The 23,642-nt window shown below is 39.8% G+C and carries 23 protein-coding genes; 13 read left to right on the plus strand and 10 right to left on the minus strand.

Annotated elements, in window-relative coordinates; all coding sequences use genetic code 11:
* Nucleotides 1-27: 27 nt before the first annotated feature.
* From RT138_RS18295 to RT138_RS18305, 3 genes are all read right to left on the minus strand, one after another.
* On the minus strand, nucleotides 28-1,539 hold the full coding sequence (locus RT138_RS18295) for a carbon-nitrogen hydrolase family protein (protein ID WP_185214171.1): 1,512 nt from the start codon (nucleotides 1,537-1,539) through the stop codon (nucleotides 28-30).
* A 318-nt stretch (nucleotides 1,540-1,857) separates the two neighbouring features.
* A complete protein-coding gene (locus tag RT138_RS18300; protein ID WP_313191811.1) occupies nucleotides 1,858-2,175 on the minus strand; it encodes a DUF3467 domain-containing protein in 318 nt (105 codons plus the stop codon).
* 24 nt (nucleotides 2,176-2,199) lie between these two features.
* A complete protein-coding gene (locus tag RT138_RS18305; RefSeq protein WP_185214169.1) occupies nucleotides 2,200-3,315 on the minus strand; it encodes a M42 family metallopeptidase in 1,116 nt (371 codons plus the stop codon).
* 93 nt (nucleotides 3,316-3,408) lie between these two features.
* Here RT138_RS18305 and lgt point away from each other — a divergent pair, with 93 nt between their 5' ends.
* Together lgt and RT138_RS18315 are read left to right on the plus strand one after the other, a co-directional pair.
* Complete coding sequence (lgt, locus tag RT138_RS18310) at nucleotides 3,409-4,236, plus strand: prolipoprotein diacylglyceryl transferase (RefSeq protein WP_313191812.1); 828 nt, start codon at nucleotides 3,409-3,411, stop codon at nucleotides 4,234-4,236.
* A gap of 47 nt (nucleotides 4,237-4,283) precedes the next feature.
* Nucleotides 4,284-5,489 (plus strand): multidrug effflux MFS transporter, encoded by a 1,206-nt coding sequence (locus RT138_RS18315; protein WP_313191813.1) that lies wholly within the window; start codon nucleotides 4,284-4,286, stop codon nucleotides 5,487-5,489.
* A 71-nt stretch (nucleotides 5,490-5,560) separates the two neighbouring features.
* Here RT138_RS18315 and aroQ read toward each other — a convergent pair whose 3' ends face one another.
* Both aroQ and RT138_RS18325 read right to left on the minus strand, forming a co-directional pair.
* On the minus strand, nucleotides 5,561-5,983 hold the full coding sequence (gene aroQ, locus RT138_RS18320) for a type II 3-dehydroquinate dehydratase (RefSeq protein ID WP_185217573.1): 423 nt from the start codon (nucleotides 5,981-5,983) through the stop codon (nucleotides 5,561-5,563).
* Nucleotides 5,984-6,016: 33 nt separating this feature from the next.
* A complete protein-coding gene (locus tag RT138_RS18325) occupies nucleotides 6,017-7,657 on the minus strand; it encodes a gliding motility protein RemB (protein WP_313191814.1) in 1,641 nt (546 codons plus the stop codon).
* Nucleotides 7,658-7,850: 193 nt separating this feature from the next.
* Between RT138_RS18325 and RT138_RS18330 the strand changes: the two genes are divergently transcribed.
* Nucleotides 7,851-9,272: a glycoside hydrolase family 125 protein gene (locus RT138_RS18330; RefSeq protein ID WP_185214164.1), complete on the plus strand. Its 1,422-nt coding sequence runs from the start codon at nucleotides 7,851-7,853 to the stop codon at nucleotides 9,270-9,272.
* A 60-nt stretch (nucleotides 9,273-9,332) separates the two neighbouring features.
* Here RT138_RS18330 and RT138_RS18335 read toward each other — a convergent pair whose 3' ends face one another.
* Nucleotides 9,333-10,190 (minus strand): hypothetical protein, encoded by an 858-nt coding sequence (locus RT138_RS18335; protein ID WP_313191815.1) that lies wholly within the window; start codon nucleotides 10,188-10,190, stop codon nucleotides 9,333-9,335.
* 291 nt (nucleotides 10,191-10,481) lie between these two features.
* Nucleotides 10,482-11,336: a hypothetical protein gene (locus RT138_RS18340; protein ID WP_313191816.1), complete on the minus strand. Its 855-nt coding sequence runs from the start codon at nucleotides 11,334-11,336 to the stop codon at nucleotides 10,482-10,484.
* A gap of 305 nt (nucleotides 11,337-11,641) precedes the next feature.
* Here RT138_RS18340 and murI point away from each other — a divergent pair, with 305 nt between their 5' ends.
* Both murI and RT138_RS18350 read left to right on the plus strand, forming a co-directional pair.
* On the plus strand, nucleotides 11,642-12,466 hold the full coding sequence (murI, locus tag RT138_RS18345; RefSeq protein WP_313191817.1) for a glutamate racemase: 825 nt from the start codon (nucleotides 11,642-11,644) through the stop codon (nucleotides 12,464-12,466).
* Nucleotides 12,467-12,546: 80 nt separating this feature from the next.
* Nucleotides 12,547-13,287: a hypothetical protein gene (locus RT138_RS18350; protein WP_313191818.1), complete on the plus strand. Its 741-nt coding sequence runs from the start codon at nucleotides 12,547-12,549 to the stop codon at nucleotides 13,285-13,287.
* A gap of 35 nt (nucleotides 13,288-13,322) precedes the next feature.
* On the opposite strand, the gene RT138_RS18355 is transcribed toward RT138_RS18350, so the two are convergent.
* Both RT138_RS18355 and RT138_RS18360 read right to left on the minus strand, forming a co-directional pair.
* Complete coding sequence (locus RT138_RS18355) at nucleotides 13,323-13,748, minus strand: SufE family protein (RefSeq protein ID WP_185214159.1); 426 nt, start codon at nucleotides 13,746-13,748, stop codon at nucleotides 13,323-13,325.
* Between the two features lie 6 nt (nucleotides 13,749-13,754).
* Entirely contained in the window at nucleotides 13,755-14,978 is a 1,224-nt protein-coding gene (locus RT138_RS18360) for a cysteine desulfurase (protein ID WP_313191819.1), read from the minus strand.
* Nucleotides 14,979-15,132: 154 nt separating this feature from the next.
* Here RT138_RS18360 and RT138_RS18365 point away from each other — a divergent pair, with 154 nt between their 5' ends.
* From RT138_RS18365 to RT138_RS18375, 3 genes are all read left to right on the plus strand, one after another.
* On the plus strand, nucleotides 15,133-16,125 hold the full coding sequence (locus tag RT138_RS18365) for an acyl-ACP desaturase (protein WP_313191820.1): 993 nt from the start codon (nucleotides 15,133-15,135) through the stop codon (nucleotides 16,123-16,125).
* A gap of 1,030 nt (nucleotides 16,126-17,155) precedes the next feature.
* Nucleotides 17,156-17,377, plus strand: coding sequence for a hypothetical protein (locus RT138_RS18370; RefSeq protein WP_313191821.1), 222 nt, complete (start codon nucleotides 17,156-17,158; stop codon nucleotides 17,375-17,377).
* 171 nt (nucleotides 17,378-17,548) lie between these two features.
* Nucleotides 17,549-18,430, plus strand: coding sequence for an AraC family transcriptional regulator (locus tag RT138_RS18375; protein WP_313191822.1), 882 nt, complete (start codon nucleotides 17,549-17,551; stop codon nucleotides 18,428-18,430).
* Between the two features lie 10 nt (nucleotides 18,431-18,440).
* Here the strand turns inward: RT138_RS18375 and RT138_RS18380 are convergent, their stop codons facing one another.
* Nucleotides 18,441-19,451: a zinc-binding alcohol dehydrogenase family protein gene (locus tag RT138_RS18380; protein ID WP_313191823.1), complete on the minus strand. Its 1,011-nt coding sequence runs from the start codon at nucleotides 19,449-19,451 to the stop codon at nucleotides 18,441-18,443.
* A 396-nt stretch (nucleotides 19,452-19,847) separates the two neighbouring features.
* Here RT138_RS18380 and RT138_RS18385 point away from each other — a divergent pair, with 396 nt between their 5' ends.
* From RT138_RS18385 to RT138_RS18405, 5 genes are all read left to right on the plus strand, one after another.
* The gene (locus tag RT138_RS18385) at nucleotides 19,848-20,285 is read left to right on the plus strand and encodes a MarR family winged helix-turn-helix transcriptional regulator (protein WP_185217582.1); all 438 of its coding nucleotides are present in this window, start codon (nucleotides 19,848-19,850) and stop codon (nucleotides 20,283-20,285) included.
* A 6-nt stretch (nucleotides 20,286-20,291) separates the two neighbouring features.
* Nucleotides 20,292-21,296 carry an NAD(P)/FAD-dependent oxidoreductase gene (locus RT138_RS18390; RefSeq protein ID WP_313191824.1) on the plus strand — a complete coding sequence of 335 codons (1,005 nt, stop codon included), beginning with the start codon at nucleotides 20,292-20,294 and terminating at the stop codon, nucleotides 21,294-21,296.
* A 2-nt stretch (nucleotides 21,297-21,298) separates the two neighbouring features.
* On the plus strand, nucleotides 21,299-21,628 hold the full coding sequence (locus RT138_RS18395; RefSeq protein WP_185214151.1) for a 2Fe-2S iron-sulfur cluster-binding protein: 330 nt from the start codon (nucleotides 21,299-21,301) through the stop codon (nucleotides 21,626-21,628).
* A gap of 187 nt (nucleotides 21,629-21,815) precedes the next feature.
* Nucleotides 21,816-23,135 (plus strand): NAD(P)/FAD-dependent oxidoreductase, encoded by a 1,320-nt coding sequence (locus tag RT138_RS18400; RefSeq protein ID WP_313191825.1) that lies wholly within the window; start codon nucleotides 21,816-21,818, stop codon nucleotides 23,133-23,135.
* Nucleotides 23,136-23,186: 51 nt separating this feature from the next.
* Nucleotides 23,187-23,360, plus strand: a complete 174-nt coding sequence (locus tag RT138_RS18405; RefSeq protein WP_313191826.1) for a hypothetical protein — start codon at nucleotides 23,187-23,189, stop codon at nucleotides 23,358-23,360.
* Nucleotides 23,361-23,642: the final 282 nt, after the last annotated feature.

Raw genomic sequence — 23,642 nt, forward strand, 5'->3', positions numbered from 1 at the left:
CCCCTTTGCTTTTTTAATGGTGCTAGCTTACTTCAGAAGCTTCACTTCATATAAGTCTTTCCTTCTATCCTTCAGGATCTTGACAGTACCATACTCATGCAAATCACGCAGCGCATAAAGATCAACGTCAGCGATCAGGACCATTTCCGTATTTGGCGTAGCTTCTGCCTTGATTGCGTTGTTTGGAAAGGCAAAATCAGATGGAGTAAATACTGCTGATTGTGAATACTGTATATCCATGTTGTTTACACGAGGCAAGTTACCCACCGAACCTGCGATCGCTACATAACATTCATTTTCGATAGCCCTCGCTTGTGCACATGCACGGACACGGATATAACCATTCTGGGTATCAGTCATAAAAGGAACAAACAAGATCTGCATTCCTTGGTCCGCCAATATCCTGCTCAATTCCGGGAATTCAACATCATAACAGATCAATAGCCCCACTTTACCGCAATCGGTATCAAACACCTTCACTTCCGAACCGCCCACTAAACCATAATACTTCATTTCATTCGGAGTAATATGTATTTTCTTATAATGGTCCAAACTACCATTACGATGACACAGGTAACTGATGTTATACAACTTACCACGTTCCATGATTGGCATAGATCCGGAAATAATATTCACGTTATAGGAAACAGCAAACTGTTGGATACGCTCAACGATCTCCTTGGTATGTTCCGCTAATTTCTCCATAGCCAGACGCTCAGGTAGCTCATTATAAGGGCTCATCAATGGCGTATTGAAAAACTCAGGGAACATGATGAAATCGGTATTGTAGTCACTCACCGTATCCACGAAGAATTCAATCTGATCATAAAATTCCTGAATATCCTTGAACTGGCGCATCTGCCATTGAACCAAGCCCAAACGGATGGTTTGTTTGGTTGCCGAGTTCGAAGGAGCGTCCGGTTCATAATAAATATTGTTCCATTCCAATAAGGTTGCTACCTCCATCGATTCCGCATCCTCTGGAAGGTAATTCTTTAAAATCTTCTTAACGTGGAAATCATTGGACAACTGGAAGGTCAGGGTCGGATCATAGATCTCTTTTCTTTTCACCTTTTCAATATAGGTCCTTGGGGTCATACTATCCGAATAGTTATGGTAATTCGGAATACGACCACCGGCGATGATCCTTTGCAGGTTCCTCTGCTCACATAACTCTTTCCGCTGATCATACAACCTTCTTCCTAATCGCAAGGAGCGGAAATCTGGGTGCACAAATACCTCGATACCGTATAGGGTATCTCCATCTGTATCGTGTTTATCAAACTTACCATCATCAATGATGCTGTAATATTTATCGTAAATATTGGTCTTGCGTGAATTCAGGATAATGGATAATGCACATGCCACAACTTTCCCATCCACCTCAACAGCGATCTGTCCTTCAGGAAAAATATCGATAAGGTCAACAATATTCTCTTTGGTCCATGGATCCCCTACCAAACCATGGTAAGCTTCTTCCATAGAATTCTTTAAATCCTTATAATCTTTTTTACTAAGGTTTCTAACTTTAATATCCATTTTAATATGATTGAATTGCCAGAATCGGCAAAGTTATCCATAAAACAAAACCCATTCCAAATTTTAACTGAAAATCACTAACCATTCGTAATGAACATCTTAGCTATTTGAGAGCTATCTCCATTTCCGTGAAACCGTGTAGGATTGAAAACAGGTTTTTATTTCAGTAAAATACATTAAAAAACAAAACATTCAGCAATATTTTCAAGAAACTGATTTTAACAGGCCGGAATCATTTCATGATTTCATACCTTCTCAGAAAACATCAAACAAAAATAGCTGCCAATGGCAGCTATTTTAAAGCTTTATGAAATAAATTTAAGCTTCGCCTTTTGGAGTGCCGAAGTTAAGGGGATATGGCATATCCTTGGGCTGGATTGTTCCATTCTGCCCTTCAAAACGGCTGATGTTCTCCTGCAAAGCTTTCATTAATTGTTTTGCATGTTCAGGTGTCAAAATAACCCTAGACTTTACTTTAGCCTTAGGCACACCAGGCATAATCCTAACAAAATCCACCACAAATTCTGTATTAGAATGGGTGATGATTGCAAGATTTGAATACACTCCTTCTGCAATCTCTTCGGTTAATTCTATGCTTAATTCTTGTCCTTCCGGACTTGGATTAGGGTTTTCCATGTCTGTTCTCTTCTCTAATTTATTTTATTTACTAAATGTTCTGAAATCCTGATCTTTTTGGATGGTGAGGACCATTTCATAGATCAAACGGATCACATTATCCACATCTTCTCTGTGAACCATTTCAACAGTTGTGTGCATATAACGCAAAGGTAAGGAAATCAACGCAGATGGAACACCTCCATTTGAATATGCAAATGCATCGGTGTCGGTTCCCGTAAATCGTGATGATGCCTGCCTTTGAATTGGAATATTATTCTTTTGAGCCACCTCGATCAACTGTCTGTTCAAGTTTATCTGAACTGCAGGGGCATAAGAAACCACAGGTCCTTTCCCACAGGCCAGATCGCCTTGTGTGATCTTATTGATCATCGGTGTATTGGTATCATGGGTAACATCCGTGACTATCGCCACATTCGGCTTGATATAGTTGGCAATCATTTCTGCTCCGCGAAGACCAATCTCTTCCTGAACCGAATTGACGACATATAATCCAAAAGGAAGTTTTTTCTTGTTTTCCTTCAACAATCTAGCAACCTCAGCAATCATAAACCCACCAGCTCTGTTATCCAGTGCCCTTCCTACATAATAGCGGTTGTTCAAGATCATGAATTCATCCTCATAGGTGATCACACATCCAACGTGGATGCCCAGTTCTTCGACCTCCTCTTTGGAAGTACAGCCACAGTCCAAGAAAATATTCTTCAGGTTCGGGCTTTCTTCTTTTTCACCAGATCGTGTATGGATTGCTGGCCAGCCAAAAACCGCTTTAACAATACCTTTATCCGTATGGATATTGACACGTTTTGACGGAGCGATCTGATGGTCAGAACCACCATTACGGATGACATAGATCAAACCGTCTTTAGAGATATAGTTCACAAACCAAGAGATCTCATCCGCATGAGCCTCAATAACCACCTTGTATTCTGCCTTCGGATTTATGATCCCAACTGCAGTTCCGTAATTATCAATATAGGTCTCATCGACATAAGGCTTGATATAGTCCAACCACATTCGCTGTCCTCCCCATTCAAAACCTGTTGGAGAAGGATTATTGATATATTTTTCAAAAAAAGACAAGGAAGCATCCGTCACTACCGATGCTCTTTCTTCTACTTTTGCTGATTTTTTTGCCATAGTGAAGTATTAATTCTCGCAAAATAAGTATTTCCTTAATTTTCGCAAAAATAAAATCCGAAACCTTATCTTTACCGGACACATTATTGCAATATGTTAGATATTTTAAGTTTTATTACCTGGGGACCTGAACCAGAAATCTTTAAAATTGGATCATTTGGCGTACGCTGGTATTCTCTATGTTGGTTGTTAGCCTTTGTGGTATCTTACTTCTTGATGCTCAAGATCTTTAAGAGAGAAGGAAAATCGCAAGAGTTATTGGATAAATTAACCATCTATATCTTTGTTGGAACCTTAGTTGGTGCTCGACTTGGCCACTGTTTCTTCTACGACTGGGCATACTACAAAGAACATTTCCTGGAAATATTCATCCCCTTTCAGAAAATCAATGGAAGTTGGGAATTAACTGGTTTTACCGGATTGGCTAGCCATGGTGGCGCCATTGGTATATTGATAGCCTTATGGTTGTTTTCCAGAAATACAAAGACTAATTTCATGTGGATTACAGACCGCTTGATCCTTGTAGTACCTATTGCAGGGGCCTTTATTCGTCTAGGGAACTTCTTCAATTCTGAAATGATCGGGAATCCTACAGACCTTCCATGGGCGGTCGCATTTACCCACATTGACCAGATCCCTCGTCACCCTGCCCAAATGTATGAAGCCATTGCTTACGTCATTATCTTTTTTATCCTTTGGGCGATGTACCAGAAAAACAAAGACCCAAAACCGGGGAAATTATTTGGAATATTCTTGATCCTTCTTTTTGGAGCACGTTTCGTAATCGAATATGTGAAAATCGATCAAGTAGCTTTCGAAGCTGGAATGCTATTGAACATGGGACAGATCTTAAGTATCCCATTTATCCTGCTGGGAATCTTTCTGTTGGTCAGAAAGCCTAAAGAAACTAAAAAAGCTTAACAACATATAGCCCTGCATTAGAACAGGGCTTTTTTTATCCTTATTGAATGTCATCTGCTTTAAAAAACAACAGAAAAGTCACGCTGCTAATTTTAGGTTTACTATCTGCAATCGGACCTTTCTCCATTGATCTTTATTTACCTGCTTTTGATGTCATAGCGGAAGACTTCAATACTTCCGTTGATAAAGTTCAACTCACGCTTACCAGTTATTTTATCGGCATTGCCTTCGGCCAGATGATCTACGGACCATTATTGGACAAATATGGCCGCAAAAAGCCGCTATTGGTCGGGTTAGCCATTTATTTCTTTGCTTCCCTCCTATGTATCTTGACCAAGGACATCAACCATCTCATTATCCTTCGTTTTCTACAGGCTTTGGGAAGCTGTGGTGGCATGGTCGGCGCAAGAGCTATGGTAACCGATTATTACAGCAGTCGTGAGGCTGCCAAAGTCTTCAGTTTATTGATGTTGGTCATTGGGGGTTCCCCTATCCTTGCCCCGAGCATCGGAGCCTTTATGCTGGCCCATTTTGACTGGCACTATATCTTTTTATTCTTGGCCGTTCTATCCTTATTTATTTTGGTAGCTACTGCTTTCTTGTTGCCTGAAAGCTTTTCTGGAAACCGAAGTTTGTCCTTAGCGCCAAAATCTATCTTGGGCAACTTCTGGCAAGTCCTTTCCAATAAAGTCTTTATTTCCTATTGTCTGATCGGCTCTATTGCGTCGGCCGGAACTTATGCCTATTTAGCGGGATCTTCCTTTGTAATGCAGCAATTCTTTGGGCTAACAAAAGCAGAATACGGAATAGCCTTTGCCTTTATAGCATCTGCGATGGTCATTGCAACCCAATTGAACCGTTACTTCCTGAAAAAACACAGTAGCGAATATATCAGTCGGATGGCGAATACTTGGCAGGCCTTCATAGGAATACTGATGGTCATCGCATTAATGACCAATACCCTGAGTTTTCCGGTATTATTGATCTTAATATTCTGCTTCCTTTTCGGTCATGGGTTTATTTTCCCGAATACCTCTGCCGTGGCTTTGACACCTTTCAAAAGCCTAGCCGGCAGTGCATCTGCCCTATTGGGATGTATACAGATGGCCATCGGAGCCTTTGCTTCAGCCTTGGTCAGCTTCTTCCATAATGGAACGGCTTGGCCGATGCTAATGGTTATGTGCTCTGGAGGGATTCTATCCCTGATACTACACCTTATCGTCAAAAAAAGGGTTCCAACTACAGAATCTTAATCAAAAGATTATCATAAAAACAAATAGCGGGGAACTTATGGTTCCCCGCTATTTGTTTTATGTTCATGAACTTATCCGTTCAAAAAGCTTTCTAATCCCAATCGATAACTATCCAATCCGAATCCTAATATTACACCTTTGCAATTCTTGGACAGGTAAGAATGATGTCTGAATTCCTCACGTTGGTGAACATTGGAGATATGAACCTCCACGACTGGCGTATTGATCGCAGCGATTGCATCTGCTATGGCTACGGAAGTATGGGTGTAAGCACCGGCATTCAATATAACCCCATCGAATGAAAAGCCAACTTCATGTAGTTTATCAATTATTGCTCCCTCTGAATTACTCTGAAAATAATGCAGGTCCAAAACCGCATACTTATCTTTTAGTTGTTCAAAATAGGTTTCAAAGGATTGGTCTCCATAGATCCCTTTCTCTCGAACACCAAGTAGATTCAAATTAGGTCCATTTAGGATTAATATCTTCTTCATTATTTGCGTTTATTCGATAAAGATACTATAATCCTAAAGATCTCCATAAAGATTACGGAAACTTGAACGTAATCCCACGGTAATTACACCAGATTTTTGTGTCGGAGCTTTTTCGATCTTGTTATAACGCTGCGTATAACCCACTTCAAACCTCAAATTATACTTTGGGTTCAAGACATAGGCAGCTTTTAAGTCCGCGTAGTAAAGATCGTTTTGAACACCTTGTCCGATTTTGTTTCCATAGGTATTAGGTGCAGTATTGTACGATTGGAAGATGTCTCCACCGTAATTGATGAACTGTCCCAATTGTCCCATCGGATCTGTTCCATAACGACTGTACATCCCTTGAACAGAGAAATCAAAACGATTCCAAGAATAATTTGCAATACCGATCAACTCCCTAAAGTTTGCTCCTCTAGGATGCGCCAAAGGTTCCCCTCGGTTACTATAGTTGGAGATTGAAACAAAGTGCTGATAGGTATATGGACGAACCGCATTATATTCTGCCAAAATATTTAAGTTTCTTACACCAAAAATATTAAAGGCCTTTGCTCCCAATTGCATCCCCCATTTATTGTGTTTATATCCGTTATTCGAGAAGAATTCCTTCGCAGTAAATTCACCTAAAAGAAACTGACCATAAGCAGTCAAGTTATCAAGGATCTTATACTTGGCATTCAATCCCAAAAACATCTTATCCGGGGAAGAAATATTATTGTTTTCCACCGGTCTTAGGAACAGTACAGGATTTAGGTAATTGAAATCGAACCCTCTATGTCCAGCTTGATTTCGGTTGGCCCAAATAACGGATTGGAAGAATCCTAAGGACAATCTATTGGTCACATTCCAATCTAAATACTGGAATGCCCCCCATTTGATACCATCACCAAAACGACCTCCTGAATTCAGGGAGTCAATCCTTGGATTATTAGGATCGGTCATATAGGCCCAAATGGAAGTATATTGCACATTACCAACCTTACCGGTCAGTTTCAAATGCGCCATATTTGCTGAAAAATCTGACAATAGAACAGATCTATACCCATCACCTATAAAATTCTTATCATAGGCCAACGTCGCTTGGAAATAATCACTGAAATCGTAAGTTAGGTTCGCTGTAGCATACATCCAGTCCTTGGTCTTGTTGAAGGGTCTCTTGGCCATTGCCTGTCCTGGAACAACCTTCGACTGCATGATATACTCATCGATATATCTTGGGAAAACACCTTGATTCTCGAAGAAGTTACCATAGAAAGTAAATTTATCTTTGATGGTAACACCTGCTTGAACCCCACGAGTATTTAGCCAAGTGGTCCTTTTATCAGGATCTATCATTTCTGTACCGATGACAAAGTCAGGTAAAACATCCAAATAAAAGGAATGATCTTCTTTTTCAACCTGAACAAGGTGTTCATTGAAGATCTTGCGCATAAACCAGTTATCTGAATCCACCGGATTCAATGATTGAATGGAATCCATCTTCTCTAACAATCGCCCTTTAAACAAATAGGGTTTTGAAGAGGTATGATAACGCGTATTCGGAGAATACAACTCCTCATCATACTTTTGATAATGCTGGTAAGAGTAAGGCTGGTTTTTGACTTGAGCATGCAATTGGCCAATGGCACTAATGCTGAGCAGTCCGGCTATTGCATAAGATAAAGTATGTTTCATAAATTATTAGTCGAGATGTTTGGGCTATACTATCAAATTTTATTCCTAAAAACTCCCAAAGGTACTTTTATTAATTGAGCTAAACTTATTTTTGGTCATATTAAACGCTAAAACGTTTAGTCTGTCCAAGGTAAAATCAAGTACAATTTGTATATTGCTACCTAATTAATTGTAAAACTATTCTATTAAAAATATGAAACGTAGAACTTTTCTTCAAAATTCTGCCTTATTGGGCGCCGGAATGCTCGCTAGCAAGTTCTCTTTTGCCGAGGGGATCAATGATTTCCCCGTAGTCCGTACGCCGGTAGACAAACGTCATTTCAGCAGTAAATTGGTGGAAGGCATGATCAAGGAATTCCAGAAAAATGTAGCCGATAAAGAACTTGGTTGGATGTTCAACAACTGCCTTCCAAATACCTTGGATACCACGGTATATGATGAATCCAAAGGCAATAGAAAATTAACCTATGTCATTACGGGAGACATCGATGCCATGTGGCTTCGCGACAGTAGTGCACAGGTTTGGCCGTACATTCAGTTTGTCAACAAGGACAAAGACCTCAAAAACATGATCCTTGGATTGATCAACAAACAATCTGAATGTATCAATATTGATCCTTATGCCAATGCATTTTACAATGATCCAACCAAAAAAGGAGAATGGTTTACGGATCACACCGACATGAAACCGGGAATGCATGAGCGTAAATGGGAAATTGACTCCCTTTGTTATCCTATCCGCCTTGCTTACCGCTATTGGAAAGAAACAAATGACAATACGCCATTTGATGATACTTGGGTAAAAGCGCAAGAAGCTACCGTAAGGACCTTCAAAGAGCAACAACGTAAAAATGGTGTAGGCCCCTATAAGTTTGAAAGAACAACATCTAGAGGATCTGACACCCTTCAGGTGGATGGATATGGATACCCAGTGAATCCAGTGGGCTTGATCGTTTCCAGTTTCCGTCCTTCCGATGACTGTAGCATTTTCGGATTCTTGATCCCATCAAATCTTTTTGCCATTGTCAGCCTTCGTCAATCTGCAGAAATCCTAAGAAAAGTTAAAAACAATACAGCACTCGCTTCAGAAATGGAAGCACTTGCCAATGAGGTTGAAACAGCTGTTAACCAATATGGTATCATTGACCATCCAACACATGGCCGAGTTTATGCATTTGAGGTGGATGGATTTGGAAGTTACTTGATGATGGATGACGCCAATGTACCCAGCCTGTTAGCCCTTCCTTATCTAGGTGCGGTGGATGTCAATGACGAGGTTTACCAGAGAACAAGAAACTTTATCCTTTCGGATAAAAACCCATTCTTCTTTAAGGGAAAATTTGCAGAAGGCATCGGTGGTCCACATATCGGCCGCGATATGATTTGGCCGATGTCAATCATTATGCGCGCAAATACCTCTACCAATGATGAGGAAATCCGACAGTGTGTACAAACCTTAAAGAAAACACATGGCGGAACAGGCTTTATGCATGAATCTTTCCATAAGGATGATCCAAAAAAATTCACCCGTCACTGGTTCGCATGGACCAATACCTTATTCGGAGAATTGATGTGGAAACTTTATAAAGAAAAACCAGAGCTATTAAAAGCTTAACAACATAAAAGCCCTCAAACCAATGAAGTTTTGAGGGCTTTTTTATTTCTATCATGTTTATTAACTTCTAGGCTCGGCCATGACAAGGTAATACGTTTCTGAAGAATTAATTGGATCCTGTGCTGGTTGGGCCAATAAAACGATGTTATTTTTTGCCGTTTGCCAGATTTTTATTGGATAATATTTTTCATCCAATGGATTTTTAAAAAGCTCTTTGTATTTTCCAAAGAGATTAGTTTTTTTAACATCTCCGGTGTAACTAAATTGACTTTCACCAAAATTCGTATTGATACATCTTGTTAATGCATTGAATGATAGTTCTGAATATTCATTTCCCAATGTACCTCTGCCCAAACCAAATTCTAGCCTAGCAAATGGTTTATCTCCAGGAATGTTACTTTTTAGATTAAAATACTCTTTACTAAAAGTATTGTTTGAACTGTAAAACTCTATATCCTTGCCATCCTTCCAGTTTATTCCTAAGAAGTCTTTTGTGTTTTTGACATGAAATTCTACCGAATCTCTTCTTACAACAGCGTTGTCCTTAAAGGCGGATAAATAAAGGGTATAAGTCCCTGGTATGGAGAATGCAAAGCCAACCTTTACAGTAACTGAAGATTTAGTTTTGGATTCAAAATACATCTTTGGAATTTCCCAATGAACAGAATCAAATACTCCCATATATGTAATACCAATATCAAAAGGATCAGCTTTTTCTCCTTCTAATCCCAAAAAAGCATCCACGTTTTCGAAAAGACTCAGATCCGACTTATTTGCATTAATAGTAATTTTCGGATATTCTACCGCTGGTTTTGGCTCTGGCTCTGGCTCTGGCTTCGGATCAGGTGTAATCTCACTCTTTGTACATGCAGCTAACAAAGCTACAACGGCAATTAAGGCTAATGTGATTTTTTTCATAATAAATAAATGGAATAGTTAACAAGTACTTATGCAGCCAAATACCTTAAAATTATTAATGTATCTCACTAACAAAATGACCAAATTTATTTCGATTGGTTTAAATAAATCTGAAAATTTAATATTGAGTTAACATTAGCAGGGAAACCCTGTAGGATTAACGAAAAAACTAAAACTGAGATGTGCATTTATCCGAATAAACGATAACCGGAGCTTTTAACAGATTAACAAATTAAAAGCCCTCAAAACAAAGAGATATTGAGAGCTTTATTAATCCAATCAGCAGAACTATTAAATCCTGGGTTCTGCCATTACATGATAATACGTTTTTACAGGATTTAGGGGATCCTCAACTGGATAAGCCAATAAAACAATGTTATTTTTTGTCGTTTGCCAGATTTTCACTGGATAATAATTTTCTTCCAGGGGATTTTTAAAAAGCTCATTGTATTTTTCTATGAGATTAGATTTTTTAACATCCCCACTATAATTAAATTGACTTTCTCCAAAAGTCGTTTTGATACAATTTGTTAATGCGTTGTAGGATAATTCTGAATATCTATTCAACGGGACTCTGATAAAAGATGGTGTTAGTCTAGCAAAAGGTTTATCCCCTGTGATATAACTTTTTAATACTAAATAATCAATAATAATATTATTGATTGAACTGTAAGTTTTGAATGAACTATTAAATTCTTCATCCTTGCCATCCTTCCAGTTTATTCCTAAGAAGTCTTTTGTGTTTTTCACATGAAATTCTACCGAATCTCTCCTTACTACAACATTGTTCATAAATGCTGATAAATAAAGGGTGTAGGTTCCTGGTGATGCAAACGCAAAACCTTCTTTAACTAGCAAAGAGGATGAAGATCTGGAATCGAAATACATGTTTGGGATTTCCCAATGGATAGAATCGAATATTCCCGTCAAACCAAAACCAATACCATGGAGCTCTTCTTTCTCGCCTTCCAATCCCAGAAAAGCATCTACCTTTTCGAAAAGACTAAGGTCCGTCTTGTTTGCATTAATGGTAATTTTCGGATAATCTACAGGTGGTTCTGGCTCTGGTTCAGGTTTAATCTCAATCTTTGAGCATGCAGCTAGCAATGCTATAAAAGCAAATAAGGTTAATATGATTTTTTTCATTACAAATGAATGGAATAGCTAAAGTGTACTTAAAGCGTCAAATATCTTAAAATTCCTCAAGTTTCTTACTACAAATTGACTAATTTTATTTCATATGGTTTAAATAAATCTGTATATTTAATATATAGTTAACTTTCCCGACACTATTCTAAATAGTTAAAGAAAAAAATCCAAACTTAGCTATCTATTTTTTTCAGATTCGCTGCACACACACATAACTTGATACGAAACATTTTCTATAATCATTTGCATTTGAAAACAGAATCTGCAACCTTTGTATCAATTTTTAAGAAAGCACATAATTCATGTCTGCAAAAAACAGTCCCGGTCCTATTGGCATATTTGATTCTGGATATGGTGGCCTTACGGTTTTCAAAGAGATCCATAAGCATCTTCCAGATTACGATTACATTTATTTGGGAGATAATGCTCGAGTTCCATATGGCACCAGATCGTTTGAGACTGTATATGAGTATACAAAGGAATGTGTTTTCAAATTATTTGAACTGGGCTGCAATCTGGTTATCCTGGCTTGCAATACTGCATCTGCTAAGGCCCTAAGGACCATTCAACAGCATGACCTTCCCGAGGGCAAAAAAGTATTGGGCGTTATCCGACCGACCTCTGAGGTTGTCGACCAATTTACAAAAAGCAATAAGGTTGGTATTTTGGCGACCCAAGGAACGGTTAATTCCAACTCATATGTTCTTGAGATCAATAAATTCCACCCTCAGATCGAGGTATTCCAGCACGCCTGTCCTTTTTGGGTCCCTTTGGTGGAAAACAATGAGCTAGAAAGTGAGGGGGCAAATTTCTTTGTCCAACAAGATATCCAACAATTGCTTACCACGTCACCAGAAATGGATACCATCTTATTAGCATGTACCCACTATCCTTTGCTATTACCACTGATCGAGAAATATACACCAAAAGGCATCAATATTATTTCTCAAGGGAAATTAGTCGCTGAAAGCTTGGTTGATTATTTAAAGAGACATCCTGAGGTAGAAGAGAAATGCTCAAAATCCAGATCTCTTCAATTCTTTACCACAGATGACCCCAATGATTTCAACCAGAAGGCGGAAATATTCTTTGGCAAAAAAATCAGCTCTAAGTTTATTAAGGTATAAAACTCTTCTTGCGTTAAATAAAGTTAATAATCTAAAAACTAACCTTTTACTCTTTATTTTTAGGTATAAAATATACCTAGATGAGAATCCTTTTACTTTTTCTTCTGATCATTTCCGGAACACTTTCCCAAGCTCAAACCGTTTCTGGTATCCTTCGAGATTCGGAGACCGGAAGAATATTGGTCAAGGCCAAAGTAAAAAGCAGTATTGCAGAAACTTTTAGCGATCTGCAAGGAAAGTTCTCCATAAAGGTTATGAAGCAGGATAGCCTGTTTTTCTATCAGCAAGGTTATCAGGTACTGAAGATAAACCTCTATTTGGATCAACCCCAAAAAGATTTATCCATCATTACCTTAAAACCGAGTTACATTGCCATTGAAGAAGTAAAGGTTGAAGGAAAAACAGAGAAAAACGATTCCACTCAAATCAAAATCGACCTGGGCATCCCAAAAACGCCAAAATATCGGCAGGTTGTCTTAGGTAGAGCGGATATGTCGGGCAATCCAAGAGGTTTTTTGGCAAATGGAAGTACGGCAAGATTGTTTACCGTAGATTTGCTAGCGGTCAAGAGAATGCTATTTAAGAGCAAGGTCAAAATCCCATTAGAAGAACAATTGGAGGCCAATGAGTATAGCATACAATATATCGACATGACATTCTCGAAAGAATTGATCGAAGAAATGACCGGTCTGAAAGGCGATCAGGCTACTATCTTCCAAAACACCTATAGACCAAGCTATGAAGTGTTTTCTAAAATGTCAGAATACGAACTCCGTGCCTATATCAAAAACCGCTTCGAAGAATATAAATCATCAAACTAAAAATGAAAAAGCTACCCTTGGGCAGCTTTTATACTTTATGATGCTTTAGCCTGTAAAGCCAAACCATATAATTTCATCTGTTTGACCATGGAAAGCAATCCATTTGCCCGAGTCGGCGAAAGATGCTCCTTTAAACCAATCTGATCGATAAAATAAAGGTCGGCATCCGCAATTTCCTTTGGACTATGCCCTGAAAGTACTTTTACCATGAGACTGACCAAACCTTTAGTGATGACCGCATCAGAATCAGCCGTAAAATATAATTTTCCATCATCTTTCAATTCAGGGACCAACCAAACTTTAGATTGGCATCCTTTGATGATATATTGATCTTGTCTGTTGGACTCATCAATCAATGGTAGTTCCTTCCCTAATTGGATGATGAGTTCATATTTCTCCATCCAATCTTGATAAAAGGAAAAATCCTCAATCAATTCATCCTGTATTGCATTAATTGTCATAATCTTTTATACTAACATGGCAACGGCACGTTTCACGCCTGCCACCAATGCATCGATTTCTTCTTTTGTGTTATAAACCGCTAAGCTTGCCCTTACTGTTCCCGGAATATGGAACTGCTCCATGACAGGTTGAGCACAGTGATGCCCCGTTCGAACCGCAATTCCCAATTTATCCAACAGCACGCCGATGTCATAAGGGTGGGTACCATCAACAACAAAAGAAATCACGGAAGATTTTTCCTTTGCGGTACCGATAAAACGGATTCCTTCAACTTCACTCAATCTTTCCGTTGCATAGGCCAACAATTCATCCTCATACTTCTTGATATTATCCAATCCCAAATGATTGATATAATCAATGGCAGCGTTTAAGGCAATTCCGGCTTCAATATTGGGTGTACCGGCTTCAAACTTAAAGGGAAGTTCATTGTACGTGGTTTTCTCAAAAGTCACATCTTTGATCATATCACCGCCACCTTGATATGGAGGCATCTTATTCAACCATTCTTCCTTACCGTACAATACTCCAACACCTGTTGGGCCGTACATCTTATGTCCTGAGAACACCAAGAAATCAACGTCCAGTTCCTGAACATCAATTTTTATATGTTGAACAGCCTGCGCCGCATCAATCAGCACCGGTGTATTTTGAGCATGCGCCAAATCAATGATTTCCTTGATCGGATTAATTGTGCCCAATGCATTCGAGACATAATTTACGGAAACAATCTTGGTTTTGGGGCTTAATAAAGATTTATAGGCATCCATATCCAATTCACCAGCTTCTGTCATCGGGATTACCTTCAAGGAAGCACCCTTCGCTTCGCAGATCATCTGCCAAGGCACAATATTAGAATGGTGCTCCATGGCCGAAATTAGGACCTCATCCCCTGCCGAAATAAACTCCTGTCCAAAACAGGTCGCCACTAAGTTGATGCTGTCTGTTGTTCCTTTGGTAATAATGATTTCATAGTCATGCTGGGCATGAATGAACTCCTGAACTTTTCTACGGGTTACCTCAAAGGCATCCGTGGAAATCTGACTTAGGTAATGAACCCCACGATGAACATTGCTGTTCATATCGGTATAATAGTTTAGGATGGCATCAATCACCGCTTTAGGCTTCTGTGTTGTTGCACCATTATCTAAATAGACCAAAGGCTTCCCGTTTACCTCACGTTTCAAAATCGGGAAATCTTCTCTTATCGCTTTGATGTCTAATGTATTCAATTCTAACTCTTTTTATTTAACACACAAAGTTAAGATATAATAAAACATATCGGGCATCAATAAAGTTATTTATAAGTAATAATCCATATTTGGGTTTGAAATAATAAAATATTAAATTATTATTAAGAGCAGATTGACTACCTTTGTTATAATTATGCAAGAACTACCTTTAAACATACCAGAAGGCTCAAGAAAAGAGGTAATGACCTACTTGGAACCCTTCATGCTCAATGAAATGGCCGAGTACCTAAAACCTGTTGAGGATATGTGGCAACCAGCAGATTTTCTGCCTGATTCTGCAAGAGACACTTTTTTTGAGGAAGTCCGTGATTTACAGGAAAGCGCGAAGGAATTACCTTACGACTTAGTAGCAGTGCTTATTGGCGACACCGTGACCGAAGAAGCCCTACCTACTTATGAGTCTTGGTTGACCATGGTGGACGATGTAAACAAAAACGAACAAGGTGGCTGGATGAAATGGGTTCGTGCATGGACTGCGGAAGAAAACCGACACGGGGATTTGCTGAACAAATACCTTTACCTGTCGGGCAGGATTGACATGAAACAGTTTGAGATCTCCGTTCAATATCTGATCAAGGATGGTTTCGATATCGGTACAGGTGCCGATCCTTACCGTAACTTTATCTACACCTCTTTTCAGGAATTAGCAACCAATGTTTCCCATAGACGTGTTGCTGCCCTTTCTAAGAAAAGCGGTGATAAATTGCTGGCAAAAATGTGTGGTGTTATTGCTTCGGATGAAGCCAGACACGCAAAAGCATATATGTCCTTTATCTCTCATGCCATGGTAGTAGACCCTAGTGAGGTCATGATCGCATTTGAAGACATGATGAAGAAAAAAATCGTGATGCCGGCGCACTTCCTGAGAGAATCTGGAGAACCTCAAGGTGGAGCGTTCGCTCATTTCTCGGATGCTGCTCAGCGATTAGGTGTGTATACCGCCGTTGACTATGTAGATATCCTAAAAGAACTGATCAACGATTGGAAAATCGATCAAGTTTCAGGATTAAATGAACAAGGTGAAAAAGCTCGCGACTATCTCATGCGCCTACCAGATCGCTTATTGCGCCTGGCCGACCGTATGAAAGTCCCAGAGAAACAATATAACTTCAAGTGGATCTATTAATCCCTTGATTCAAAACCCAAAAGAGACCGCAAATTGCGGTCTCTTTTGGGTTTTGAGATAGTTATTTGAACCAGGATTGGGTTCGGCTCCGCTCACCCGACGAGGATGGGAGGATGGACCAAGATCTGGATTTGAACCAGGATTTAAAGGATAAGAGGAGGACCAAGATCATAGTATGAAGCGACTTCGTAGACTATATTTGGCCTCTATGCGTAGGGCTTATTGCGTACGCCTGCTTCATATTTTGATTAAATAATAGGTTTGCATTAGCATACATATCTGCACATTTGGTTTCCGCCACGATGTCCTTCTGACGAAGGAAGAATCTCGGAACTATATAAACAATGATTAAAACGGCGTACTTTCCTGCACCTTCGGTTTCCCTTTTTTGTCATGTTGAGGAACGAAACATCTCGGATTATTACAGACCAAATCGATAAATTGGCAGGAATACATTGGCGTTCTTTTCTGCACACTTGGTTTCCGCCACGATGTCCTTCTGGCGAAGTAAGAATCTCTGAACTTTACAAAAATCCAATTTTGAAATCATAAAGTATTGAAATGGCGTACAGGTCCTCAATCTTCGATCGAGAATGACAGGCAGTTTGGGGAGGAGAACCGGACAGATTCCTCACTGATCGTTCAGAATAAAAATGTGCTAAAGAGGGATTCAGAGTGAAACGAAGAATCTATTTCTTGTTTTTTTTTAGGAGGATTGGGTCATTCCGAAATCGGAAGATGAGGAAACTATTTTTTAATGATTGTGGATTTTCCGAGACCCTTCTGGAAACCATCAGGGTGACACAAAAGATTTATTGAAAAACATTTCACCCACGCTGTGGGTTTGCCATTTCAAACATCCAGGCTCTAGAAAGATTTCACCCCTTCCAGGGGTTTAAAAAACAAACATTTCACCTTCCAAAGGAAGCCCTTTAGCGCCCAGGCTCATTTCCAATGGCGGAAAAATGGAAAGAATGCCGTTGTCCTGTGCGATGGGATTGCTAAAATAATTGAACCCTTCTAGGGTTCTTTGATTGCAAGAATTTTGCATTGGCAGTGGGTAAAGGAACATTTCACCTTCCAAAGGAAGCCCTTTAGCCCCCGGCTCATTTCCAATGGCGGAAAAATGGAAAGAATGCCGTTGCCCGGTGTGATGGGATTGGCCTTGGAATGCTTCCTTAAGATCATCCCTTTTGATGGGATGATCCTGAGGAAGATATTCCCGACATCAAGGCATTCTTTTCATGTGTAGTGGATGGTGCGAAAAGCCATCTTAAATGAGCCGAAGCGGTTTGGTTACTTTTCCGCGAAAAAGTAACTAATAAACCTCCTTCTATCTTATTTATTACAGAGTTTATTTGAATTCCCTTTCTCAAATCCGTAATTTCAAGGCACATTACCTGGAATCACATAACATCAATACATGAAACCCAAATTTGACCGCATATTAAGTCAACTTGACAATGAAGTGTACAAATTCCGGCACTTTAGCGATCAATTGTTTTCAACGAATTTCCATTTTCACAAAGAAATCCAAATTAACTATATCCAAGAGGGTTCTGGACAACGCGTGGTCGGGGACAATATCTCCAATTTTGAAAAGGATGAACTAACGCTATTGGGGTCCAATCTACCACATGTATGGTACTCCAATCCATCCAGCCATCCAGATGATAAAAAGGCAATATCCATCACCTTGTTCATTGATGTGGACAAGTGCTTATCGCTATTGGATCCTCTGCAAGAAACCCACTCTCTGCGGAATTTCTTTGATAAGATGGATCGGGGCGTAATGTTTCAGGGTAAAACAAAAAAAGAACTGACCAAGCTACTTTTTGCCATCAATGAAGCGGAAGATCTGCAGAGGACCATCTATTTCCTGCAGCTGTTGGAACGCTTGATCAAGGCAGAGGACTTCCACTATATATCCAGTTCCTCCTACAGAAATCGCTATTCAACCCAGGAATTTAAGGGCAATCAGGTAGATCACATTATCCGTTTTGTACTAGAGAACTACAATAAGGAGATTAAACTGGATGAGGCAGCGGAGATGGCGAGCATGACCAAACAGGCCTTTTGCCGTTTTTTCAAAGCTAGGACCCAAAAAAGTTTTATACAATTCGTCAACGAAACCCGGATCAGCATCGCTTGCCAAGAGATTTTAAAAACCGACAGCCTGATCAGCAATATTGCCTATGATTCCGGTTTTTCAAGCCTATCCAACTTCAACAAGATATTCAAATCGATCAAGGGTGTTACGCCCCGACAGTATAAAGACCGGTTAACGGGAAGACTGGAAGCTTAGTTTTCTGTAATCAGAACTCCACAAGAGCCTTTATAACCGTTGAATTCGGATCAAAAAGGTCTTGAAATTTATACCCAAGTTCTTCAAAACCAATTTTATGCGTTATAAAATTGGCTAGATTGACCTTTCTGTTTTTCAAAAATGAAATGACCTCTTCAAAATCACTTCGATCAGCATTTCTACTGCTCATTAAGGTCGCCTCACGTTTATGAAATTCCGGATGACTGAATTGAATAGCCCCTGCTTGCAACCCTATCAAAACATACCTCCCTGTATGGGCAAGAAACTGAAAACTGGAATTAATGGCCTCCAAATTACCACTTGCATCGAACACTACATGTGCCATAGTCCCCTTACTGAACTCTTGCAACTTTTCCAATGCAGAACCTGACCTCACATTATAGGTTTCTAGTTCTTCCATCATTTTTTTAGCTGCAGCCAATCTATCCTCATGCACATCCAGCAAAAGGACCTTAGCCCCTTTTTCTGAAGCAAAAATTGCGGTCGCAATCCCTATGGGACCCGCACCAACTATGAGCACAATTTCTCTAGGCTCCAATTTTGCCCTTTTGACAGCATGCAATGCAATTGAAAAGGGTTCTACCATAGCCAATTCCTCAGTTCTTAAGCCTTCTCCAGCAATCAAGGAACTATCAGGAACTTGGATCAACTCTTTCATTCCGCCATCAATATGTACGCCGAACACCTGCAAAGAAACACAGCAATTCCCTTTCCCCTTTTGGCAAGCCACACATTCCCCACAATTAAAATAGGGCAATACCGTCACGGATTGTCCCTTTTGGAAATTGGGGGCCGTTGTTTCCAAGATTTCGGCTGCAATTTCATGACCTAGCACCCTAGGATAGGAAAAATAAGGCTGCGTTCCTTCAAAGGCATGCAAGTCTGTCCCACAGATGCCGATTGCCTTGACCTTTAATAGGGAATGTCCAGGTTTGATCCGATTACAGACCTCTTCTTTATACTCCAATTCTCCAGGTTTTTTACATGCTAAGATTTGCATAGATTTAGGATTTAGATTTCATAAAATTAATTATGTTTGAGAAAGGATTTTTGATCGATATTATCTTTAAATAAATAGATATTAACAAAAAAAGCCATTCCAAAAAATCAAAAATTTGAGTTCGATAAAATATTCATTAAACTCTGCCTCAACCATTTCAGTTAAAATTTGATGTAAGTATACCAGCAAGTTCCGACCTCATTCGAGACATATTCCGAAATTTCCGAATATGTCTCGAATGAGGTCAAACTGAGGTCCGAAGATTATTGACCTGGAGGAGCCAATGAAAACCGAATTTTGGAATTTTATCAATCATAATAATCATGTAATATTTCAGTCCAAATTCTTTGAAATGTTAAATATTGAGTAAATTTACTTGTTGTACTAATAGTTGTTATGCTAAAAGAAAAATTCAATCAATATTCCTTTATTCTAGACCGTACGGCTAGAAGGGTAAAGCAGTTTGCCCAGTCATCCTTTTCGGCGCATGGGATCGACCTCACAGTAGACCAATGGTCGGTGATAAAGACGCTTTATGAGCATGAGGACCTGACCCATAAAGATCTGTCAGAGAAATGTGGGAAAGACCAGCCCACGATGACCAGGATCGTCGATCTATTGTTGAAGAAAGGTTATGTACATCGCATTGTACACCCGAATGATCGTAGGAGCCTGCATATTCAATTGACTGAGGCTGGACAGGCGCAAGCGAAAAGCTTAACTCCTCTGGTAAAGGATTTTAGGATGAAGGCATGGGAGAATTTGACAGAAGAAGATTTCGAAAATTTCACGAGAATATTAAACACAATTTATAATAATCTAGAAACAAAATAAAAAGATATGATTACGACAGATATTTGCATAATTGGAGCTGGACCAGTAGGTCTATTCGCTGTATTTGAAGCCGGTCTTTTAAAAATGCGCTGTCATTTGATCGATGTATTGCCACAGGTTGGCGGCCAGCTATCGGAAATCTATCCACACAAACCAATCTATGATATCCCGGGCTATCCCAGTATTACCGCACAGGAACTGATCAACAATCAAATGAAACAGATTGAGCCTTTCCAACCCACCTTTACCTTGGGTGAGCGCGTTGATAGCCTGAAGAAACAAGAGGACGGATCTTATATGGTTGTAGGTTCCGAAGGTACACAGATCCATTGCCAGGTTGTGGTTATTGCAGGTGGGCTAGGTTGTTTTGAACCTAGAAAACCAGAACTGCAAAACCTGAGCAATTTTGAGGGCAAGAATGTGCATTACATGGTCAAGAATCCAGAAAAATTCAGGGATCAACGCATCGTTATCGCAGGAGGTGGAGATTCTGCATTGGACTGGACCATCTTTCTGAGCGATGTCGCAAAAGAGGTGACCTTGGTGCACCGCAGTGACAATTTCAGAGGAGCACCAGATTCAGCAGAGAAGGTCTTCAATTTGGCACAAACCGGTAAGATCAATCTATTGCTATCCCATAACTTGCAGAGCCTCAATGGCAATGGCCATTTAGAATCTGTACTTATGACAAACAAAAGCAAGGAAGAGATTGTTGTTCAAACAGATCATTTCATCCCACTTTATGGATTGAGCCCTAAGTTAGGGCCGATTTCAGATTGGGGATTAAACATTGATAAAAATGCCATTGAGGTAGATACATTTGATTATTCGACCAATGTGGAGCGGATTTATGCCATCGGTGATATCAACACCTATCCGGGAAAATTAAAACTGATCTTATGTGGTTACCATGAAGCAGCGTTAATGGCTCAGAGTGCCTTTAAGTATGTCTATCCGGAGCAAAAACTAAGTTTTAAATACACGACAGTAAACGGTATCAATGCGTTCTAATTATGGAGAATATCATCACTATTAATGTAGAGGATCGAGACGGGACAAGGCAGGAAGTCATGGTCCCCACAGATGTAAACCTGAGCTTGATGGAAATCCTGAAAGCTTCAGAATACGATATCTTGGCAACCTGCGGCGGTATGGCACTCTGTGCTACCTGTCATGTAGAAGTTCTTGAGGGGGCAGAAAATCTGCCAGAAGCGGAAGATCAAGAGCTAGATATGCTAGACACCTTGCCTGATTCGGATGACAAGAGCAGGTTAGCTTGTCAGCTGAGGTTGACCGATTCGAATAATGGTTTGACCATAAAGATTAAGGGAAGTTTACAATAAGCTCCATTATAGTGTACTTACTACACTTAGTTAGCTATATTTAACTTATTGAAAACAAAGAGAATAGCACGAGTTTAAACATCAATTTCATGTTTTATCTAAATAAAATGCAAATTATTGATAAAATATGCAGGAAAATGTCAGATATTTGTGCCTTATTTTAAAATTCTTATAACAAGGAAGTATTATGTTACTAAATCGTTCTGAAAGAAACTTTCCCCGAGTTATCATAATTGGAGCTGGATTCGGAGGTGTGGAATTAGCTCGACAGCTGAAAAACAAAGAGGTGGAAGTTCTGTTGATAGACCGTAACAACTACCACACCTTTCAACCCCTGATGTACCAAGTAGCGACCGGTACCTTAGCGTCTGATTCTATTTCGTTTCCATTGCGCAAAATGTTCAAGAACCAAAAGAACTTTCGTTTCAGATTGGCGGAGGTATTGAGCATTGACAGCAAAAATAAAATGGTCCACACATCGGTTGCCGACTATGATTATGATTACCTCGTAATCGCAACGGGGGCTACTTCCAACTTCTTTGGCAACAAACAGGTGGAGAAATATGCATTACCGATGAAGAACATCATCGAAGCATTAAATATCCGTAGCTATCTCCTACAGAACCTTGAGGAAGCGGTTTTGAGAAAGAACGCCTCTGATAGAGAGCGATATCTAAATTTCGTTGTTGTGGGTGGTGGTCCGACGGGAGTTGAACTTTCTGGTGCCATTGCCGAATATCAACAGCATATGCTGAAAAAGGATTATCCAGAACTATCGACCTATGAGATGAAAGTCTTCTTGGTAGAAGGAACTGGGAAGATCCTGGGTGCACTATCCGAAAAATCTTCCCGCGATGCAGAGAGATATCTACATGAGTTAGGTGTAAAAACCATATTGAACACAGTCGTGACGGATTATGACGGTAACACCGTAACCCTTTCTTCAGGAGAACAGATCCCTACCAAAACGGTTATCTGGGGAGCTGGCGTGATGGGACAGATGCCGGAAGGTATCAACCCAGAAATTATCCAACGTGGTAACCGAATCAAAACCAACGAACAGTGTATCGTGGATGGAGAAGAGGTGGTTTATGCCATTGGAGACGTTTCTGCAATGATCACTGAAGAAAACCCTAGAGGTTTACCAGGTGTTGCTCCAGTAGCTCAACAGCAAGGAAAATATGTTGCAAAGCATATCCTAAACAAACTGAACAACCAAGAAACAGAAAACTTCAAGTACTTTGATAAAGGTTCCATGGCCACTGTGGGTAGAAACAGAGCGGTGGTAGACATGGGAAGCCTGCACTTAAAAGGCTTTATCGCATGGATGACCTGGATGTTTGTGCACTTGGTATCGATCTTTGGATTCAGGAACCGTTTGGTTACATTCGTCAACTGGTCTATTAAGTTCCTGACCAAGAACTCAGGTATCCGTCTGATTATCCATAAGTATATCCGACCTCAATCTGAACCAACCGTAAAGGGTGAAGAGGTAGCTCAGCAATAAAACAAACTATAATATTTTAGAGAAAGGTTGACCAAAAGTCAACCTTTTTTTGTGAAAGAGTATCGTTTGAACCAGGATGGAAAAGATATGAGGATGGGCCAAGACCTGGGAAGAACCAGGATGGAAAGGGATAAGAGGATAGACCATGATTTTGATCAATTTATCGCTGGAAAGTCCCCGTTGCTGAAGGTCTTATTGCATACAGCCGCCATATACAAAACTTAATAATTTGTGCCAAACTGTGGATTTCCCCGAATTCTCTCCGTTACTTTTGAAGCCCAAAGTAACCAAACCGACGAAGGAGCTCACGGATACCAAAAACAAATCGAATCCGTAAAGGCTTCGGCTCATTTAAGATGGCTTTTCGCACCATCCAATACACATGAAAAGAATGCCTTGATGTCGGGAATATCTTCCTCAAGATCATCCCTTTTGATGGGATGATCTTCAAGAAGCATTCCAAGGCCAATCCCATCGCACAGGGCAACGGCATTCTTTCCATTTTTC

The sequence above is a fragment of the Sphingobacterium sp. genome (genome assembly GCF_032065005.1).
Taxonomy (GTDB): domain Bacteria; phylum Bacteroidota; class Bacteroidia; order Sphingobacteriales; family Sphingobacteriaceae; genus Sphingobacterium.

Bases quoted from the DNA above. Each gene is read 5' to 3' on its own strand.
- RT138_RS18315 (WP_313191813.1), top strand. From the start codon at position 4,284: ATGTCATCTGCTTTAAAAAACAACAGAAAAGTCACGCTGCTAATTTTA.
- aroQ (WP_185217573.1), bottom strand. From the start codon at position 5,983: ATGAAGAAGATATTAATCCTAAATGGACCTAATTTGAATCTACTTGGT.
- RT138_RS18340 (WP_313191816.1), bottom strand. From the start codon at position 11,336: ATGAAAAAAATCATATTAACCTTATTTGCTTTTATAGCATTGCTAGCT.
- RT138_RS18365 (WP_313191820.1), top strand. From the start codon at position 15,133: ATGCAAGAACTACCTTTAAACATACCAGAAGGCTCAAGAAAAGAGGTA.
- murI (WP_313191817.1), top strand. From the start codon at position 11,642: ATGTCTGCAAAAAACAGTCCCGGTCCTATTGGCATATTTGATTCTGGA.
- RT138_RS18350 (WP_313191818.1), top strand. From the start codon at position 12,547: ATGAGAATCCTTTTACTTTTTCTTCTGATCATTTCCGGAACACTTTCC.
- RT138_RS18330 (WP_185214164.1), top strand. From the start codon at position 7,851: ATGAAACGTAGAACTTTTCTTCAAAATTCTGCCTTATTGGGCGCCGGA.
- RT138_RS18390 (WP_313191824.1), top strand. From the start codon at position 20,292: ATGATTACGACAGATATTTGCATAATTGGAGCTGGACCAGTAGGTCTA.
- RT138_RS18385 (WP_185217582.1), top strand. From the start codon at position 19,848: ATGCTAAAAGAAAAATTCAATCAATATTCCTTTATTCTAGACCGTACG.
- RT138_RS18295 (WP_185214171.1), bottom strand. From the start codon at position 1,539: ATGGATATTAAAGTTAGAAACCTTAGTAAAAAAGATTATAAGGATTTA.
- RT138_RS18355 (WP_185214159.1), bottom strand. From the start codon at position 13,748: ATGACAATTAATGCAATACAGGATGAATTGATTGAGGATTTTTCCTTT.
- RT138_RS18380 (WP_313191823.1), bottom strand. From the start codon at position 19,451: ATGCAAATCTTAGCATGTAAAAAACCTGGAGAATTGGAGTATAAAGAA.
- RT138_RS18325 (WP_313191814.1), bottom strand. From the start codon at position 7,657: ATGAAACATACTTTATCTTATGCAATAGCCGGACTGCTCAGCATTAGT.
- RT138_RS18375 (WP_313191822.1), top strand. From the start codon at position 17,549: ATGAAACCCAAATTTGACCGCATATTAAGTCAACTTGACAATGAAGTG.
- RT138_RS18300 (WP_313191811.1), bottom strand. From the start codon at position 2,175: ATGGAAAACCCTAATCCAAGTCCGGAAGGACAAGAATTAAGCATAGAA.
- RT138_RS18395 (WP_185214151.1), top strand. From the start codon at position 21,299: ATGGAGAATATCATCACTATTAATGTAGAGGATCGAGACGGGACAAGG.
- lgt (WP_313191812.1), top strand. From the start codon at position 3,409: ATGTTAGATATTTTAAGTTTTATTACCTGGGGACCTGAACCAGAAATC.
- RT138_RS18335 (WP_313191815.1), bottom strand. From the start codon at position 10,190: ATGAAAAAAATCACATTAGCCTTAATTGCCGTTGTAGCTTTGTTAGCT.
- RT138_RS18305 (WP_185214169.1), bottom strand. From the start codon at position 3,315: ATGGCAAAAAAATCAGCAAAAGTAGAAGAAAGAGCATCGGTAGTGACG.
- RT138_RS18400 (WP_313191825.1), top strand. From the start codon at position 21,816: ATGTTACTAAATCGTTCTGAAAGAAACTTTCCCCGAGTTATCATAATT.